The organism is Pseudomonas sp. MT3 (assembly GCF_054720805.1).
In genome coordinates, this window is record NZ_JBTVPY010000006.1 from 211,363 (window position 1) to 229,357 (window position 17,995).

At 57.8% G+C, this 17,995-nt stretch carries 20 protein-coding genes; 15 read left to right on the top strand and 5 right to left on the bottom strand.

All coding sequences use genetic code 11. The features are described 5' to 3' along the window. Positions 1 to 161: 161 nt before the first annotated feature. The 3 genes from ACYCAX_RS08685 to ACYCAX_RS08695 form a co-directional block, all read right to left on the bottom strand. Positions 162 to 893: a TorF family putative porin gene (locus tag ACYCAX_RS08685; protein WP_015475653.1), complete on the bottom strand. Its 732-nt coding sequence runs from the start codon at positions 891 to 893 to the stop codon at positions 162 to 164. 268 nt (positions 894 to 1,161) lie between these two features. Next, entirely contained in the window at positions 1,162 to 1,938 is a 777-nt protein-coding gene (locus ACYCAX_RS08690) for an MBL fold metallo-hydrolase (protein ID WP_041711727.1), read from the bottom strand. A gap of 4 nt (positions 1,939 to 1,942) precedes the next feature. Beyond that, positions 1,943 to 3,055 carry an extracellular solute-binding protein gene (locus ACYCAX_RS08695; protein WP_015475655.1) on the bottom strand — a complete coding sequence of 371 codons (1,113 nt, stop codon included), beginning with the start codon at positions 3,053 to 3,055 and terminating at the stop codon, positions 1,943 to 1,945. A gap of 108 nt (positions 3,056 to 3,163) precedes the next feature. Between ACYCAX_RS08695 and ACYCAX_RS08700 the strand changes: the two genes are divergently transcribed. Both ACYCAX_RS08700 and ACYCAX_RS08705 read left to right on the top strand, forming a co-directional pair. Continuing rightward, entirely contained in the window at positions 3,164 to 4,078 is a 915-nt protein-coding gene (locus ACYCAX_RS08700; RefSeq protein WP_015475656.1) for a LysR substrate-binding domain-containing protein, read from the top strand. Between the two features lie 86 nt (positions 4,079 to 4,164). Continuing rightward, entirely contained in the window at positions 4,165 to 4,785 is a 621-nt protein-coding gene (locus ACYCAX_RS08705; protein WP_015475657.1) for a tyrosine-type recombinase/integrase, read from the top strand. 65 nt (positions 4,786 to 4,850) lie between these two features. Here ACYCAX_RS08705 and ACYCAX_RS08710 read toward each other — a convergent pair whose 3' ends face one another. Next, positions 4,851 to 6,059 carry an MFS transporter gene (locus tag ACYCAX_RS08710; protein WP_370601994.1) on the bottom strand — a complete coding sequence of 403 codons (1,209 nt, stop codon included), beginning with the start codon at positions 6,057 to 6,059 and terminating at the stop codon, positions 4,851 to 4,853. 124 nt (positions 6,060 to 6,183) lie between these two features. On the opposite strand from ACYCAX_RS08710, the gene ACYCAX_RS08715 reads away from it, so the two are divergent. From ACYCAX_RS08715 to arsA, 5 genes are all read left to right on the top strand, one after another. Further along, the gene (locus ACYCAX_RS08715; protein WP_196708766.1) at positions 6,184 to 6,681 is read left to right on the top strand and encodes a MarR family winged helix-turn-helix transcriptional regulator; all 498 of its coding nucleotides are present in this window, start codon (positions 6,184 to 6,186) and stop codon (positions 6,679 to 6,681) included. 61 nt (positions 6,682 to 6,742) lie between these two features. Continuing rightward, on the top strand, positions 6,743 to 7,258 hold the full coding sequence (locus ACYCAX_RS08720) for an arsinothricin resistance N-acetyltransferase ArsN1 family A (protein WP_196708765.1): 516 nt from the start codon (positions 6,743 to 6,745) through the stop codon (positions 7,256 to 7,258). Next, positions 7,255 to 8,619, top strand: a complete 1,365-nt coding sequence (locus ACYCAX_RS08725) for an FAD-dependent oxidoreductase (RefSeq protein ID WP_370601995.1) — start codon at positions 7,255 to 7,257, stop codon at positions 8,617 to 8,619. Before ACYCAX_RS08720 ends, ACYCAX_RS08725 begins: the two co-directional genes overlap by 4 nt. 127 nt (positions 8,620 to 8,746) lie before the next feature. Continuing rightward, positions 8,747 to 9,109, top strand: a complete 363-nt coding sequence (arsD, locus tag ACYCAX_RS08730; RefSeq protein WP_196708763.1) for an arsenite efflux transporter metallochaperone ArsD — start codon at positions 8,747 to 8,749, stop codon at positions 9,107 to 9,109. A 12-nt stretch (positions 9,110 to 9,121) separates the two neighbouring features. Further along, positions 9,122 to 10,879 (top strand): arsenical pump-driving ATPase, encoded by a 1,758-nt coding sequence (gene arsA / locus ACYCAX_RS08735; protein ID WP_196708762.1) that lies wholly within the window; start codon positions 9,122 to 9,124, stop codon positions 10,877 to 10,879. 120 nt (positions 10,880 to 10,999) lie between these two features. On the opposite strand, the gene ACYCAX_RS08740 is transcribed toward arsA, so the two are convergent. Further along, complete coding sequence (locus ACYCAX_RS08740) at positions 11,000 to 11,797, bottom strand: TSUP family transporter (RefSeq protein WP_196708761.1); 798 nt, start codon at positions 11,795 to 11,797, stop codon at positions 11,000 to 11,002. 324 nt (positions 11,798 to 12,121) lie between these two features. Here ACYCAX_RS08740 and ACYCAX_RS08745 point away from each other — a divergent pair, with 324 nt between their 5' ends. Genes ACYCAX_RS08745 through arsJ form a run of 8 tightly spaced genes read left to right on the top strand, consistent with a single transcriptional unit; the run spans position 12,122 to position 17,993 of the window. Further along, complete coding sequence (locus tag ACYCAX_RS08745; protein WP_196708760.1) at positions 12,122 to 12,535, top strand: arsenate reductase ArsC; 414 nt, start codon at positions 12,122 to 12,124, stop codon at positions 12,533 to 12,535. An 8-nt stretch (positions 12,536 to 12,543) separates the two neighbouring features. After that, positions 12,544 to 12,900, top strand: coding sequence for a metalloregulator ArsR/SmtB family transcription factor (locus ACYCAX_RS08750; RefSeq protein ID WP_196708759.1), 357 nt, complete (start codon positions 12,544 to 12,546; stop codon positions 12,898 to 12,900). Between the two features lie 19 nt (positions 12,901 to 12,919). Continuing rightward, entirely contained in the window at positions 12,920 to 13,390 is a 471-nt protein-coding gene (locus tag ACYCAX_RS08755; protein WP_196708758.1) for an arsenate reductase ArsC, read from the top strand. Positions 13,391 to 13,407: 17 nt separating this feature from the next. After that, positions 13,408 to 14,469 carry an ACR3 family arsenite efflux transporter gene (gene arsB / locus ACYCAX_RS08760; protein ID WP_196708757.1) on the top strand — a complete coding sequence of 354 codons (1,062 nt, stop codon included), beginning with the start codon at positions 13,408 to 13,410 and terminating at the stop codon, positions 14,467 to 14,469. 4 nt (positions 14,470 to 14,473) lie between these two features. Next, entirely contained in the window at positions 14,474 to 15,190 is a 717-nt protein-coding gene (arsH, locus tag ACYCAX_RS08765; RefSeq protein ID WP_196708756.1) for an arsenical resistance protein ArsH, read from the top strand. Between the two features lie 12 nt (positions 15,191 to 15,202). Beyond that, the gene (locus ACYCAX_RS08770; protein ID WP_196708755.1) at positions 15,203 to 15,718 is read left to right on the top strand and encodes a cyclin-dependent kinase inhibitor 3 family protein; all 516 of its coding nucleotides are present in this window, start codon (positions 15,203 to 15,205) and stop codon (positions 15,716 to 15,718) included. Positions 15,719 to 15,738: 20 nt separating this feature from the next. Continuing rightward, complete coding sequence (locus tag ACYCAX_RS08775) at positions 15,739 to 16,743, top strand: ArsJ-associated glyceraldehyde-3-phosphate dehydrogenase (RefSeq protein WP_196708754.1); 1,005 nt, start codon at positions 15,739 to 15,741, stop codon at positions 16,741 to 16,743. Positions 16,744 to 16,760: 17 nt separating this feature from the next. After that, on the top strand, positions 16,761 to 17,993 hold the full coding sequence (gene arsJ, locus ACYCAX_RS08780) for an organoarsenical effux MFS transporter ArsJ (protein WP_370601996.1): 1,233 nt from the start codon (positions 16,761 to 16,763) through the stop codon (positions 17,991 to 17,993). Positions 17,994 to 17,995: the final 2 nt, after the last annotated feature.

Sequence of the window (17,995 nt, forward strand, 5' to 3'; positions counted from 1 at the left end):
GTCCATATACGGACATGCGGAACGAAAAACTGGCATATGACTGACAGGGATCTAAGCCTTGCGCTCAGTAACTCTTGGGGATTTAGATATTTGCCTAAAAAAAGCCTCGACGAACATAGTTCATCGAGGCAAGCCAGAGGAGTAACACGCAACGCGATAAATCAGAAGGACTTGCTCACGCCAAGTACTAGGTTTGAGCCACAGACATCGTCGAAACCGTTGTAACTAGCGCACTCATCATTCGACAAGTTGGAGTCTACATAGGCTAGCGACCAGTCAAGACCAAGTAATTTCTTGCTTAGCGAAACCTGCCATTCATTGTAGGTGGAGGCAGTGCTGCCGTTTCCATCAACCAAGATGTCATCTTTGAAGTCAACCAAACCGTAACGGATATTAAGTCCAATATCCATAGGGAGTGCGGTTTCATAGCCGACAAAGCTGTACAAGTAACTCTGGTCGCCTCCCATATCACCTGAGTAATATCCTCCTGCATAGATCCCGTATGCGGAAAGCTTTGCGTAGGTTTCGCTGTAGTTAAGCTTGCTTTCTTTCGGGTACTCATACTCGAAATAAGCAAGGTCGAGGGATACATTGTCGGTTATTTTCCAGTAATAGCCTGCGTAATAGTCTATTTCTTGGCGAGTCTTACTGCCATAACCGAAATCGACGTTGGAGCTCCATACTCCGGCGTACAGCCCACTGGAGTGAGAAAGCGTGACGGAACCCTGAATGGCTGGATCGTTCTGGGTTTGTGACATACCACGACTGTGGTAGTCACTGTAAGCGCCAATATTCAAATCTAGGCTAAGGTCATCATTCAACTGGAATGCTTGGCTCGCCCCCCACGGCGCCAGCAATATGCCAGCAATGCAAAGCTTTGATATGTGATTCATGCAGTGCTCCCTACTTTTATTTTCTAGTTTTGTAACGACGCCTTCCGACTAAAAGCCCCATCACTAGAAGGTGCCGATGTTTCTTCTTGCTTCGCGAGAGTCTTATCGCCCCGGCTGCCGTGTACGACCACCTGGTACTTTTTGGGCATGAGAGCTCGCGCGAGCAGGTGAGTCGCAAACACTAGGAAGTTCGTTAATGGCTGATTAAAGCCTGCTGTAGTTGGTGAGCCCCAACCCAACAACTGACCCAAGTGGACTAGTGCAGCCTTCAGCCCCCTATATCTTTATTCCAGCGTTCCAAGTACGTATCGATGATGGCTAGCAATCTTTCGCGGCCGAAGCTGGCTTCGTGTCCGGCATGCACAACATCAACCTGAAGCCCCCGCAGGCGTTCTAGGGACGCCGCGTAGTCGCCAATATTCGCGTGCGGAATGGAATCAAGCAGATCGGCGTCGTACACCACATCTCCAGAAAACAGCGTTCTCGTACTCTGCTCGTACAAGGCAATGCTGCCTGGGGAGTGTCCGGGCAGATGGAGCACCTCGAAATGACGGTCGCCCAGATCGATGATGTCTTGGTCTACTAAAAGTCCGGTAGGCGGCGCCGGTAGCAGTGCCCACTTCGCGGGGTCGAAGCCAGGCCCTGGGAGGGCATCGATTACCAGGCGGTCGCAGCCCAAGTCTGACATGTACGTCGCTAGCCAATGATCATCATTGATAACCAAGCGGTTATCGCTGTTTGGCTGAGAAAAATACTCTGCCTCTGCGGCGTGACATAGCCTGCATTCGAACTCGTGCAGACCTCCCATGTGGTCGAGATGGCTATGAGTTGCTACTGCGCACACCGGTTTCAGAAATAGGTTGCGTGCTGCTTCGCGAAGGCTGGCAACACCTAGTCCGGTATCGATTAGCAGGTCGCGATCGCGCCCAGGGACATGCCAGATATTGCAGCGCAACATGGGATGTACATGAGGTTCCCATAGCAACGTGACTCCATCATCAAATGTCCTTTTCTCGAACCAAGCGTCTGCCACTTTGAGCGTCATGTCGCTAGTTCCCGACATTGGTTCTGAAACTTGCCCAGGTCCGAGTCCGCTCGCGTAATGTCCGGGCCGGCAACGGTTCCTCGCCGAACAATGTCTTGCGGCTTTCGGCGGATGGGAACAGAGTTTCGTCGTTGCGTAGTACCGGGTTGACCTTGTCGAGTGATGCCCGATTGGCATTGGCGTAGTACAGAGTGTTCGTCATCTCTGCCATTCCCTCGGCCTCGGTCACAAATTCGATAAATTCCTTCGCTTCCTCAACGTGGGGGGCGTCTGCGGGGATTGCGAAGTTATCAATCCAGGCCAGGGTTCCTTCTTTGGGAATCTGATAGCCGATAGCGAATGGTTTATTGGCCGCGACAGCCTGCCCCTTGGCAGTCATGGCGTCACCGTTATAAGACAGAGCCAGGCATAGGTCACCGTTAGCCAGATCATTGCTCTGCTTGCCGAATGCAATATAACGAAGGTTCGGCCGCAGCTTGTCGAGCAATTGTTTGGCGGCTATATAATCGGCCGAATTTTGGCTGTAAGGATTCTTTCCGAGGTAGTGCAGGGCGATACTCATGACTTCTTGGGGGGAGTCGATGATAGCGATGCCACAGTCCTTCAGCTTGCTGGTGTATTCCGGCTTGAACAGTAGGTCAAAGCTGTTTAGCGGTGCATTTGGAATGCGTTTCTCGATGGCGTCCTTGTTGTATGCAAGGCCAGTAGTGCCCCAAGCATAGGGCACAGCATAGAGGTTCCCGGGGTCGACCTTCTCGAGCTGAGCGAGCAACTGGGGATCGTACTGCTCTTTCGTTTTATATTGCTGCATGCCCGATGGCTGTAGCGCTTTGGCCCGAATCAAGCGATCAAGCATGGCGACGCCCGGTTGGACTACGTCGTAACCGGTGTGTCCGGTCATCAACTTAGCTTCTAGGACGTCCGCGCTATCAAAGCTGTCGTACTTAACCTTGATGCCAGTCTGTTTTTCAAAGCGAGCCAGAGTCTCTGGTGCGAGATAACTCGCCCAGGCGTAGACGTTGACTGTTCGTACGGCATCGGCCGCCACAGAGTTTGAGGCGATTAGCAACATTCCAGTCGCTGTTGTAACAAGTGAAGCGAATCGCAGGCTTTCCATCGGCAATGCTCCAGATCGGGAGTGGTAGCCAATTCTTCGCAAGCGTAATAAGATCAGACAAGCTATATATTTTAATGATTTATTGTTGAGGCTGGCTAAACGATTCCCATGCACATTCCTGCACTAAATAACTTGCGTGTGTTTGAGTCCGTCGCCCGTCTTGGTCATGTGGGGGCTGCGGCTGCGGAGCTGCACATCACTCCAGGTGCCGTCAGCCAGCAGCTCAAGAGCCTGCAATCTGCTCTGGGTGTGGAACTATTCAGTCGCCAAGGGAGAAACATAGTTCTCACGCAGGCGGGGTTGGCGCTACACCGCTCGGTTGCCAAGGGCATGCATGAGATTAACGATGGACTCAATCAGATCATTAGCCAGTCGCAACAGGCCATACCGACGACAACTCTGACCATTTCGACCGAACCGGTATTTGGTTCGTCTTGGCTGATACCTAGTTTGTTAGGGTTCAAGGAGGCCTATCCGCACATCCGCCTTCGCATTATCGCCGCCAACCATGTCACGGAAGTGGATTGGAAGAGAGCTAATGTCGCTCTGCTGTACGCAGCCCCGCCCTGGGAGGGGCTGTGGTGGCGCCCTCTACGCACCCTTCACATGTTTCCGGTGTGTAGCCCACAACTGTTGCGGGGGCCCAACGCATTGTCTAATCCGTACGACCTAGTACATCACCGACTACTGCATGAGGATGACGGCACCCTCTGGCGTCGTTGGCTGCTGGAAGCGCGCGTACCCTACCCAGGTGAGTCAGATCTGCATATCGAGAGCTTTAGCATGGCCTTGCAAGCTGCCCGCGACGGTTACGGAGTGGCCCTCTCGGATGAGTTTAACTCGCGCCGGGATCTAGATCAGGGTCTGCTCGTGCGGCCCTTCAATCTTGAAGTACCTGCTGGCCTCGGTTACTACTGCCTATGTCCTGAAGAGCAACGGCACATAACAGGAGTGGTTCAGTTCGTAGACTGGCTGATAGCCCAAACTGCCCTGGATGTACAGCAACTTAGCGGTCGTTCCTAGGTGGTGGGAACGTCTGCTCTTGGCCGGTTAGCGCCCATTGCTATTGCTGGTCCACCCTTGTCCTCCCTTCACGTGGAGGACAAGCCATGAACACCACTGCCACCTTCAGCCACCAGCCTTGGAACAAAGGAAAGCTAGTCGGACAGAAAGCCCCGCTCCGGCTCAGCGATATATGGGCCATCAGGGTAAGGCTCCAGATTGCGGAGAGAACCCGGGATCTTGCTCTATTCGACTTGGCCATCGACAGCAAGCTGCGAGCCTGCGACTTAACCAAGCTTCGTGTGCGGGACATAGCCCATGGAGAACACGTGTCGCCGCGAGCCATCGTGATGCAGCAGAAAACACAGCGACCAGTGCAGTTTGAGATCACAGAGCAAACCCGGGCGGCTTTGGCGGTCTGGATACATCAGGCCCAGCTCCGCAGCGAGGATTGCCTGTTTCCGAGCCGGTTGCGAGGCTCAGATCATCTCTCCACCAGGCAATACGCTCGAATCGTTAAATCCTGGGTGACAGCCATTGGCCTTGATCCGGCCATGTACGGCACCCACACTCTGCGGCGTACGAAGGCATCCCTGATCTACCGCAGGACGAAGAACCTGAGGGCAGTCCAACTCCTTCTCGGCCATACGAAGCTTGAAAGCACCATCCGATACCTGGGAATTGAGGTCGATGACGCCTTGGAAATGGCGGAACAGACCGAGGTCTAACCACGCATAGCGACGGTCGAGACCAGACCGTCGCTATGCGGCCAATAGCGGACATCGCGCAGCCCTCAAACCAACGACCTTGTCGGTAGCTTGAGGCTTGCGAACAATGCGATGGCGACCAGTACTGCCATCAGCTCGAGCATCACCGATGCTCCTTGTCTACTCAGCACAAACGCTGCCGCGAATGGCCCGGCGGCCTGCGCCAGAAGCATTGGTCGTGCTAAGACTCCCATCCTCGCTCCATAGCCTTCGGCGCCGAATAGCACCAGCGGCAGTGTTCCTCTCGCAATAGTGAGGATTCCGACCCCTGCCCCGTAGAGTGTGGCAGCGACGAAAGCAAGCCATGGCGTGCCTGGGATGAGTAAGCAGATACCGAGTAGGCTTATCAGCACGCCAACGCGGGCAGACCAGGTCGGATGGAGATGTCGCGCAAGGTAGAACTCCAACACCCTCGCCACCACTTGCGCCGGGCCGATAACCATGCCGATTGCCAGCGCCGTTACGGTCGGAATGCCAAGCTGCTGCAATGACGTCAGCAGGTGAACCGAAAGGCTTGCCATAACGAATGCAATGACCGTCAGCAGGCCAGCCATTAACCAGAAGAGCCGCCGAGTAGATCGATCCTCAGCGAGGGCAGTCTGCCTCTGCTTCGGCACTTCGCTCAACGCGTTGACTGGCTTGGGGACTGCCAGCCAATGGATCGGCAGGCCGATCACTGCATGTACTGCTGCGAGCACCCAGCAGGTCTCCCGCCACCCGCACCAGGATTCAAGTGCAGCCATGGCGGGCCACCCGGCAGTGCTCGCGAACCCGCCAATTAGGGTGAGTCCCGTGATCGCCCCACGAGCGCGCGCTCCCAGCAGCGTACCTAGTGTGGCGAAGGCCGAATCGTACAAACCAGTGGCCATCCCCAACCCAAGAATCGACCAGGACAAGTAGTAGACCCACAAACTGTTTGCCGTGGACATCACCAAGAGACCCACGCTCAGCATCAACGAACTGAACGCGAGTACGACACGCCCTCCGTGCCGATCAAGCAGGCGGCCAGCAACAGGCGAGCAGAGCCCTGCCACTAACATCCCCCAGGAGAGACCACCGACAACGGCCGATAGAGACCAACCGGTGTCCCGTGCAATTGGGCTCGCCAGCACTGCCGGCAGGTAGAAGGTGGAACCCCACGCGAAGATCTGCGTTATGCCCAGTGCGGACACCAACCGCAGACGATTAGGGGCGGCTGGAACGTGTGATTCGAGCTGAGTCACGGTACCCTGCACGCATAGTTGTTAGTAGCAACCAAACTAGACTAACGTGGCCTTTCTGGTCAATCGGAGGCGGCAATAGCTTGACCGCTGTATCCTCTCGGAATATTGTTGCAGGTAACAACTAATTGGAAATGACATGCCGAACAAGCGTACCGACGACCTGAGCCAGGATGCCGAAGCCCTGTATGAAGCGCTGAACCAACTGGTGCGGGTCTACCAGTTCAGAGACCGCGACCGTATTTGCTGCTACGACGTTTCAGTGACTCAGTGCTACGCCGTTGAGACGTTGGTGAAGCAAGGGCCGCTCCGCCTCCAGGCACTCGCTGAGGAGATGTTCCTGGACAAGAGTACTGCGAGCCGGGTGGTCGATACCCTCGAGCGCAAGGGCTACGTGTCGCGCGTTGACGATCCAGATGACCGCCGTGCAGTACGAGTTCAAGCTACTGAAGCCGGCGCAGATTTGTACGAGCGCATTCGAGCCGACCTGATCGCCGAAGAGAAGGAAATGATCAGCGGCATGCCAGCCGAGGTTCGCCAGGGTGCGCTGACTTTACTGCGTCAGCTCACTCGGGCTGCCGAGATTCGTTGTGGCCTTGTCAGTGAATGCTGCCCAGGCCAGACCAAGGACAAGTGAGGGGGTAGCTCCCCCCTTTTTTAACTAAATTGTTGTTACTACCAATCAAAAGGAAAGCACGATGCTAGTCCGCCTCGCAAAGCTCAGTGATAGCCAAGCCATCACCGATATCTACAACCAAGGCATCGAAGATCGCAGCTCCACGTTCGAGACCCAGCCGCGCACCGTCGAGGACATGCAGCCCAAGGTAGCCGATATGTCGCGCTACCCAGTTCTGGTGGTTGAGCTTGATGGTGAGGTGGTTGCCTGGGCGAACTTGAGCAGCTATCGCGCGCGCTCCTGCTATGACGGTATCGCTGATTTCTCGATCTACCTGCGCCGGGATGTGCGAGGTCGTGGTATCGGGAAAGTACTCTTGAATGCGCTGTTGGCGGAGGCAGAAGCACGCGGATTCTGGAAAGTCCTTTCTCGGATTTTCACCTTCAACGAGGCGAGCCTGGCGCTCTGCCGCTCCTGCGGGTTCAGGCAGGTTGGCGTCTACGAGAAACACGCTTGCCTGGAAGGCCGCTGGCTGGACTGCGCCATCGTCGAGCGGGTCATCTCTTCGAATCAACCTGTCTCTGGAGAATCAGCATGAGCCTGACTGACCTTCCCGTTGTCGTTATTGGCGCCGGCCCAGTTGGACTGGCCGCTGCTGCCCATCTCCTGGCCCGTGATCTGAATCCGCTGGTCATTGAGGCAGGAAATCAGGCTGGAGCAAGCATCAGCCAGTGGGGGCACGTCAGCATGTTTTCGCCCTGGGAATACAACGTGGACAAGGAGGCGGCCAAGCTTCTGGCCGCGACTGGCTGGGAAGCTCCGCGTCCTGACACATACCCCACCGGGCGCGAGCTGTTGGATCGCTATCTCCTGCCGCTCGCTGCTCTTCCGGTGATCCGGGAGCGGACACGTCTGAACACTCGCGTCCTCGCGGTGACCAAGGCGGGGGCTGATGTGCTGAAAACCAAAGGGCGGATTACCTCACCGTTCCTGGTGCGTATTTCTGGCCCCAACGGTGAGCAAGACATCCTCGCTCGCGCTGTGATCGATGCCTCCGGTACCTATGAAACTCCGAACTGGATGGGCGCCTCAGGAATTCCCGCATTGGGCGAGCTGGAAGCAAGCTCGCATATTGCCTATGGCATTCCCGATGTAGCCGGCGGTGCACGTGAGCGCTATGAGAGCCGCCGTGTATTGGTCGTGGGTGGCGGCCACTCCGCCTTCAACGCCTTGCAGGATCTGGTTGAAATGCCTGGCACCAAGGTGTTCTGGGGCATCCGTGGCCACTCTCTGGAGAAGATTCTGGGCGGCGGTGCCAACGACAAGCTCGCCGAGCGCGGCAACCTGGGCCTGCGCATCCGAGCTTTGCTCGAACAGGAAAAGATCACTCTGTTCCAAGGCATATCGATCAACCGGGTTGATACCACTGGCCAAGGACTCGTCGTCCACAGCAATGGCGAAACACTGCCGGAAGTCGACGAAATCATCGTAGCCACGGGCTTCCGGCCCAACCTTCAGCTGCTGGGCGAGCTAAGGCTGGCAATTGATCCTGCCACTCAAAGCCCAACCCAACTGGCCCCGCTGATTGATCCGAACGAGCACAGCTGCGGGACGGTTCGCCCACATGGCATCGATGAACTCTCTCATCCTGACGAGGGGATTTTTATTGTCGGAATGAAGAGCTACGGCCGGGCCCCTACCTTCCTGATGCTAACGGGCTACGAGCAAGTTCGCTCTGTAGCGGCAGGGCTCGCGGGCGACTGGGAGGCTGCCCGGCGTGTCGAGCTCGAACTACCCGAAACGGGAGTCTGCAGCCTTCAGTTCGAAGAGCAGGAGCAGTCGTCGAGTTGCTGTGCACCCGCAGCACCGGCGCAGGCCAGTTGCTGTGGTACGCAAGAGTCTCCCGCTGCAGTTGTGGCCCAGAAATCGACCTGCTGCACACCAACGAGTCGCTCATAAAAACTCGTTTCCCATCGACGCTTCGCCGGCGTGCCCTTGATCAAAACCGGCGAAGCGAAGCTGGCATATAACAACCACAAGCCTTGGTGCTCTTTGACTTTTTATCAGTCGTCATTGGAGAACCAGCATGCATCTCATCCAGATATACGATCCCGCCTTGTGCTGTAGCACAGGCGTTTGCGGGGTTGAAGTGGATCAGTCCCTTGTCACCTTCGCGAGTGATGTCGAGTGGGCAATCCGGCAAGGCGCCAATGTTCAGCGTTTCAATCTGGCGCACGAACCTCAGGCCTTTGCCGAGCAATCCGCTGTCCGTGAATTTCTGCAGCGTTCCGGCCAAGGCAGCCTGCCTTTGACCTTGGTGGATGGCGAAATCGTTATGGCAGGCCGCTATCCATCGCGCACAGAGTTGGCTCACTGGGCCGCCCTTCAAGCCTCACCCTCTACGGACTCGGAGAGCAACGGATGCTGCTCTTCTGGTCGTTGCTGCTGATAGGAGGATTCCATGCAATTTCTTCAATCCCCGCCCCGCTTCCTCTTCTTCACTGGCAAAGGTGGCGTGGGCAAAACTTCTATCGCCTGCGCTGCTGCCGTCCAACTGGCCGGCGAGAACAAGCGCGTCCTGTTGGTCAGCACTGATCCGGCGTCCAATGTGGGCCAAGTGTTCAGCACGGAAATCGGTAACAAGGTCACCGAGATTCGGGAAGTGCCCCGACTGGCTGCGCTGGAAATTGATCCCCAGCAGGCAGCTCAGGCATACCGCGACAGAATTGTTGGGCCGGTGAAAGGTGTCCTGCCCGAAGACGTCGTGAAAGGTATCGAAGAGCAACTTTCCGGGGCCTGCACCACCGAGATCGCGGCCTTCGATGAGTTCACCTCACTACTCACCGACGACGCGCTGATCGCTGAATTCGACCACATCATTTTCGACACGGCGCCGACTGGCCACACCATCCGCCTTCTGCAGCTTCCTGGAGCCTGGAGCGGCTTCTTGGAGAGCGGTAAGGGCGATGCCTCGTGCCTCGGGCCACTCGCCGGGCTGGAAAAGCATCGCGCACAGTACAAAGCGGCTGTAGCAGCGCTGGCTGATCCCGTACGCACCCGCCTGATACTCGTTGCACGAGCCCAAAGTGCTGCGCTCCGCGAGGTTGCGCGCACCCATGAGGAGCTTGCCGATATCGGCTTGAAGCAGCAGTACCTGGTTGTGAATGGTGTGTTGCCGGCCGCCGCTGCAGAAGGCGACGAGCTTGCCGCCGCCATCTACCAGCGGGAGCAACAGGTTCTAGCGAAAATACCGGAGGTACTTCGTAGCCTTCCGCTCGATCAGGTGGCACTCAAGCCCTTCAACCTGGTGGGGCTCGATGCGCTGAAGCACCTGTTCCTTGATGTGGCCATCGGGCCAGTCGCAGAGACCAGCACGAGCACCGAGTTGCACTTGCCGAAGCTGTCACCGCTCGTCGATGACATCGCCGCCGAAGGGCACGGCCTGATCATGCTGATGGGCAAAGGCGGTGTAGGAAAGACCACCATGGCCGCAGCGGTGGCGGTCGACCTGGCCCGCCGAGGCCTGCCCGTACACCTCACGACTTCCGACCCGGCAGCGCATCTCGCGGAGACGCTTGAAGGCGTCATGGAGAACCTCACGGTCAGCAGAATCGATCCTCAGGCAGAGACCGAGCGATACCGGCAGCACGTACTCAAGACAAAAGGCGCCAGTCTCGATGCGGAAGGCCGTGCCCTACTGGAGGAAGACCTGCGGTCGCCCTGCACCGAAGAGATTGCTGTGTTCCAGGCCTTTTCCAGAGTCATCCGGGAAGCTGGCAAGAAGTTCGTCGTGATGGATACCGCCCCTACAGGACATACCTTGCTTCTTCTGGACGCCACGGGGGCCTATCACCGCGAGATTGTCCGCCAGATGGGCGACACGAAAGTTGGCTATACCACGCCGATGATGCAGTTGCAGGATCCGAAGCAGACCAAGGTGCTCCTGGTAACGCTTGCCGAAACCACCCCCGTTCTGGAGGCGGCCAACCTGCAGGACGATTTGCGCCGTGCCGGAATCGAGCCATGGGCTTGGGTGATCAACAACAGCGTCGCGGCAGCAGCGCCAAGATCCGCATTGCTGCTCAGGAGAGCAGAGAATGAGCGCCGCGAGATCAATGCGGTTGCTACCAAGCACTCCTCCCGCTACGCAGTTGTCCCGCTGCTGAAAGATGAACCTGTCGGCATAGATCGTCTGCAATCGCTGGTCGGACACAGCTAGAGGCTGCGCCGAGCGCCACCAAGGCTGAGAGGCTTCTGGGGTGCTCGGCATTTCCTTCGAATGAGCAAGCGGGTGGACAACGCCTCGGAAAAGCAGAGACACCCGCTAGGCACGCCGGTGTCAGCTATGCCGCCAGACCTTCACCGAGGAAATCAGCAGAATAGCGGCGAGCAGGGGTAGCAGGTACGTAGTGGAAATCAGTCCAAGTAACTGGCCACCGATAAAGGTTCCAATGATCGAGCCAGTGGCCATAATCAGGATGAACGTCCGCTGTGTTCTGACCACCGAAAAGCTCTGGGCGCGGCTGTAACGGGTAAATCCCACGATCATGGTGGGCAGGCTCACCGCCAGTGAAAGGCTACCGGCAAGCTTTATGTCGGCGCCAAACAAAAGAACGATAGTCGGGATGAGTAATTCGCCGCCTGCGACTCCCATCAGCGCTGCTACGACGCCGATTCCGAAGCCGACGACCACACCGACCAGAATCAACGCAGCGCCATGAAACAGCGCCTCACCCGTCGCGTTTGCGTCATGGCCAAACAGCAACGCAATGGCGATTCCTACCAGCAGCACTGCCAGCACTCTGTAAAGAGTCTGGCTCTTGAGTTTGGTTGCCCACCCCGCCCCATACCAAGCTCCAGCAAGGCTTCCGGCAAGGAGTGTGACAATGATGTCCCAACGTTCGAGGACGTCCGCATAGGGGACGCTCATTGCACGAAACGGCAAAGCCGTCGCGACGACGATGAGACTCATCGCCTTGTTGAGGATAACTGCCTCAAGAGCCCCAAAACCGAAAAGGCCGATCAGCAGAGGAAGTCGAAACTCTGCGCCACCTAAGCCTATGAGCCCTCCTAAAGCACCAATCAAGGAGCCAGCGGAGAAGACTGCGACTTTGTTCTTTTCTTTTTCGGCGCTCATACGGCTCCTACCTCGTTTCGCATCATCGGATTGCGCGCCGTCGTGCCAGGTCTCCTAAGGGGGCGGCTCGGCGGCCATGCAAGCTATTCCGATGGCAACCTAATGTCTAGGCACCACAACAGCGCATGGGCTCATGCGACGGATTCGAGCGAAAAGGCAGCGTGAAGGCATGCAGATTCAACGCGCCCAGTACTACCCGCCCCCGCCAATCACCGCACACCGTGCTCCGGGCGTCGGCCCAAACAGCTCATCACAGAACTGTCACTTGAAGTTTATGCGAAAAAACGTATATTCGAAAAACCATATGCATCCGGGCATTCCGAGATGACTGACAAGATCCGCGTCCTGTTTGTTTGTACCGCCAACGCCGCTCGCTCCCAGCTCGCCGAAGCGCTTCTTCGACACACTGACAGTGAGCACTTCGAGGCCTTTAGCGCTGGAACTCAGCCTGGAGTAATCGACCCGCGAACCTATGCCGCCCTCGATCATCTCGCCATCGATACCAGCGGACTGCGCAGCAAATCCATCGAAGAGTTCGCGGGTGAACGCTTCGACTACGTCATCACCCTTTGCGACAAGGCCGCTCAGGAATGCCAACCCCCTCCAGGGGCTGGCGAGGCATTGGAGTGGAACTTCGAAGACCCGGTGACCAGCAATCACCACGACGCCTTCCGTCACACGCTTCATGAGATTCACGAGCGCATCAAGATGTTCGTCCTTGTGAAGACCAAACACTGAGAACCGCCATGACTGACTCCCTGACTCCGACCCAGGTTTTCAAATGCCTGGCCGACGAAAACCGCATCCGGATGATGCTGTTGATCGCTCGCGAGGAAGAACTCTGCGTCTGCGAACTGACCTGTGCCCTGGATGAAAGCCAACCGAAGGTGTCTCGCCACCTGGCTCAGCTGCGTACCTGTGAGCTACTGGAAGACCGCCGGCAAGGCCAGTGGGTGTACTACCGACTGCATCCAAACCTGCCCACCTGGGTACGCGAGATTCTCGTGACGACGCTTGAGGCTAATCGCCAGTGGTTGAGCACGAGTTCCAAGCGACTGGACACCATGGGCGACCGCCCCGAGCGCGTTGCTGCCTGCTGCTGAAGACTGCCGAGAAGATTCGATGAAAGTCCTGTTCCTCTGCACCGCCAATAGCTGCCGAAGCATCTTGTCTGAGGCTGTCTTCAACCACTTGGCCCCGGTCGGCATGAAGGCGTACAGCGCCGGTAGCCAACCAAAGGGGGAGGTGAATCCGCTGTCCATCACAGCCCTGCAGCGCGCCGGTATCGCCACCGATGGGCTGAGCAGCAAGTCCACCGATTCACATGCCGACCTGGCACCGGACTTCGTCATCACCGTCTGCGACAAGGCAGCCGGCGAGGCGTGTCCCGTGTTCTTCGGGCCAGCTGTGAAGACCCATTGGGGACTTGCCGACCCATCCGACCTGCAAGGTAGCGAGGAAGAGATGGATGCTGCCTTCGATGCCACGCTCGAGCACATCAAGCAGCGCATCTCGGCGTTCCTCGCACTGCCCCTTGAACAACTCGATGCAGCCCAACTCAAGGTGGAGCTGGCACGCATCGGCACGCTCTGAAGCTACGGAGACCCATCATGAGCAAGAGTCGTCTTTCTTTCCTGGATCGCTACCTGACGATCTGGATCTTTCTCGCCATGGGGCTTGGTATAGCGCTCGGCAGTTTCTTCCAGGGGCTACCGGCTTGGCTGAACAGCCTGTCGATAGGCTCAACCAATATCCCAATCGCCATTGGCCTGATCGTCATGATGTATCCGCCATTGGCGAAGGTGAAATACGAGGAGCTACCGCAAGTCTTCAAGGACAAACGCATCCTCGCCTTGTCGCTGATTCAGAACTGGGTGATCGGCCCGGTACTGATGTTCGTGCTGGCCGTGGTGTTCCTCTCCGACAGACCCGAGTACATGACGGGGCTGATCCTCATAGGCTTGGCGCGTTGCATCGCCATGGTGCTGGTGTGGAACCAGATCGCGGGCGGCAATAACCAGTACGTTGCAGGCCTGGTCGCCTTCAACAGCATCTTCCAGATTCTGTTCTTCAGCGTGTACGCCTGGATCTTCCTGGGCGTGTTGCCGCCCCTGTTCGGCCTGGAAGGCAGCGTCATTGAAACGAGCTTCGTCGACATCGCGCAGTCGGTACTGATCTACCTGGGCGTCCCGTTCCTGGCCGGCTTCCTGACCCGGAAAATCCTGATCAGCCGCAAGGGTGCAGCCTGGTACCAGGATCGCTTCATTCCGAAGATCAGCCCTCTGACGCTGGTAGCTCTGCTGCTGACCATCGTTGCGATGTTCAGCCTCAAGGGCGACATGGTGCTGCAACTGCCATTGGACGTACTGCGTATCGCCATCCCGCTGACCATCTACTTCGTGGTGATGTTCTTCATCAGCTTCTGGATGGGCAAGCTGCTGGAGGCCGACTACCCACGTACCACCGCGCTGGCATTCACCGCCGCGAGCAACAACTTCGAACTCGCCATTGCCGTGGCCATCGCCACCTTCGGCCTAGCCTCCCCCGTCGCCTTTGCGACCGTGATCGGGCCGCTGGTTGAAGTACCCGTACTGATCTCTCTGGTCGGCGTTGCCTGGTGGCTCAAGCGTCGCTGGTTCGATCAAGCCTCTGGCGCCCTTTCCCAGGAGTGAAATCATGACCAATGACCGTATCCCCAATATCGACAGCGAACTGATCGATCTGCCGTCCCCGGACAAACTGGCTATCGAACAGAAATCGACTCACAAACCGCGCATCCTCCTGCTGTACGGATCGACTCGCGAACGCTCCTTCAGCCGTTTGCTCACCGAGGAGGCCGCTCGCTTGCTGGAGCACTTCGGAGCCGAGACGCGGATTTTCAATCCGTCAGGTCTGCCCCTTCCGGATGATGTGTCCGATGACCATCCCATGGTCAAAGAACTGCGTGACCTGGTGCTCTGGTCGGAAGGCATGGTCTGGTGCTCGCCGGAGCGCCACGGCGCCATGACAGGCGTGTTCAAGTCGCAGATCGACTGGATTCCGCTGAGCATGGGCGCCGTGCGCCCCACTCAGGGCAAGACCCTGGCGGTAATGCAGGTCTGCGGCGGTTCGCAGTCGTTCAACGCCGTTAACCAGATGCGCGTGCTCGGCCGCTGGATGCGCATGTTCACTATCCCCAACCAGTCCTCCGTGCCCAAGGCCTACCTGGAGTTCGACGAGGCAGGTCGCATGAAGGCTTCTCCGTTCTACGACCGAGTCGTCGACGTGATGGAGGAACTGGTGAAGTTCACCCTGCTACTGCGTGATCGCGCCGACTACCTGGTCGACCGCTACTCCGAGCGCAAGGAGTCGGCGGAAGAGCTATCCAAACGTGTCAATCAACGATCCATCTGAGGCTTTCTGAACGTGCAATCGCATCCGTATTCCGTTCTTACCGCGTCCGATCTGAGCGGCCAACTGATCTTCACCCCGTGCCCCGGCACCAAGGACACGTCAGTGTCCGAGGCGCTGGCCACGCTTCGCGATGCCGGCGCGGTAGCTCTGGTGACCCTGATGCCAGAAGAAGAACTGCTGCAGAACGAAATCGATCTACTTCCCGAGGAATGCCAACTGCAGGGGATCGAATGGTTCCACCTGCCCGTTGAGGATGACCAGGCACCCGGTGAAGCTTTCTCCACTGCGTGGGAAACCAATCGAGATCGCCTCAAAGAGCTGGTCAATGGCGGCCAGAAGATCGCCATCCACTGCAAGGGCGGCTCTGGTCGCACAGGTCTGATCGCGGCCCAGCTGCTGATCGAGTGCGGCATCCCCATGCGCGAAGCCGTTGCCCAGGTACAAGCGCTTCGGCCCCGTGCGATTCAGCACCCTGCACACATCAACTACATCAACCAGTTCGACAAAAAATCGCCGAACGCTCGCTAACCGCACTCGAGAACAAAAACATGGCCATCAAAGTAGGCATCAATGGTTTCGGACGTATCGGTCGGCTGGCACTGCGCGCGGCATGGGACTGGCCGGAGTTTGAGTTCGTACAGATCAATGACCCGGCTGGCGATGCTGCGACGCACGCCCACCTGATCAACTTCGACTCGGTTCACGGTCGTTGGCATCACGAAGCGAGCTCCGACGGTGACTCGGTGGTTATTGGTGGTAAGCGCATCAAGATCACGGCGAACAAAGCCATCGCTGACACTGACTGGTCGGGCTGCGATCTGGTCATCGATGCCAGTGGCAAGATGAAGACCGTTGCCGTGCTGCAGACCTACCTGGATCAAGGTGTGAAGCGCGTTGTCGTGAGTGCGCCGGTCAAGGAAAAAGGTGCGCTGAACGTCGTAATGGGCGTCAACCAACACCTGTTCGACCCGGCTCAGCATCGCATCGTGACGGCAGCCTCCTGCACCACCAACTGCCTCGCGCCGGTGGTGAAGGTGATCCACGAAAACCTTGGTATTCGCCACGGTTCGATCACCACCATCCACGACCTGACCAACACCCAAAGCATCCTGGATCAGCCACACAAGGATCTGCGTCGTGCTCGTGCGTCAGGTATGAGCCTGATCCCTACCACCACTGGCTCTGCCACCGCCATCGCGGAGATTTTCCCGGAGCTGCGCGGCCGACTGAATGGCCACGCTGTCCGCGTACCGCTGGCAAATGCGTCACTGACCGACTGCGTCTTCGAAGTCGAGCGGCAGACCAGCGCGGACGAGGTCAACCAGTTGCTCAAGCGCGCCGCCGAGAATGAGCTGAAGGACATCCTTGGCTACGAGGAGCGCCCACTGGTTTCCATCGACTATCGCACCGACCCGCGCTCCTCGATCATCGACGCGCTCTCGACCATGGTTGTGAATGGTACACAGGTGAAGCTGTATGCCTGGTACGACAACGAATGGGGCTACGCCAACCGCACTGTCGAACTGGCGAAGCTGGTCGGCCTGGCTGGCTGAAGGAGCGGGGCCCGATCATGAAGGCGCTATCGTCGCTCTCACCAGAAGTTCGCCAGTACCTGCTGGTAACGGGCAACTACTGGGCTTTCACGCTCACCGATGGCGCCTTGCGCATGCTGGTGGTACTCCACTTCCATTCTTTGGGGTACTCGCCGCTACAGATCGCAGCCCTGTTCCTGTTCTATGAGTTCTTCGGTGTCGTCACCAATCTGGTTGGCGGTTACCTGGGCGCGCGGCTGGGACTGAACCGCACCATGAACATCGGACTCGCCATGCAGGTCGTGGCGCTGCTGATGCTCACCGTGCCGTCTGCCTTGCTCACGATACCGTGGGTTATGGGAGCCCAAGCGCTCTCCGGCATCGCCAAGGATCTCAACAAGATGAGCGCCAAGAGCTCGATCAAGCTCCTGGTGCCAGATGCTCAGCAAGGCAAGCTCTACAAGTGGGTGGCGATCCTTACAGGCTCGAAGAATGCGCTCAAAGGCGTGGGCTTCTTCCTGGGTGGCGCGCTGCTGGCCTTGCTCGGCTTCAAAGGCGCCGTGCTGGCCATGGCCCTAGTGCTAGCCCTCATCTGGATCGGCAGTATGCTGTCGCTGAGAAAAAACCTGGGCAAAGCCAAGGCCAAGCCCAAGTTCCGCGACATGCTCTCCAAAAGCCGAGCAATCAACATTCTCTCTGCTGCACGGATGTTCCTGTTCGGTGCTCGGGATGTCTGGTTCGTCGTCGCGCTCCCGGTCTATTTGAGCGAGACGCTGGGTTGGGACTTCTGGCTGGTCGGAGGCTTCCTTGCCGCGTGGGTGATCGGCTACGGCATCGTCCAATCCTTCGCGCCGGCATTGACGGGTAAGAAGCGCGGCCACGTCCCTGACGGTCGTGCTGCCTTCATCTGGGCGCTGATGCTTGCGGTGCTGCCGGCCGCCATCGCCCTTGGCCTGGACATGAATCTCTCCGCGCAGACCGTGCTCCTGGGTGGGCTGATGCTGTTCGGGGCGCTCTTTGCCGTGAATTCCTCGCTGCACAGCTATCTGATTGTCTCGTACGCCAAGGAGGACGGCGTATCGCTGGACGTGGGGTTCTACTACATGTCCAACGCCATGGGACGCCTAATCGGCACGGTGCTTTCCGGGTGGGTATTCCAGGCCTACGGACTGGTGGCCTGCCTTTGGATCTCTGCGGCATTCGTTCTCCTGGCCGCGCTCATTTCAATCGCCTTGCCCAGGCATGCAGAGGTGGTGACCACCCCGAGCTGACT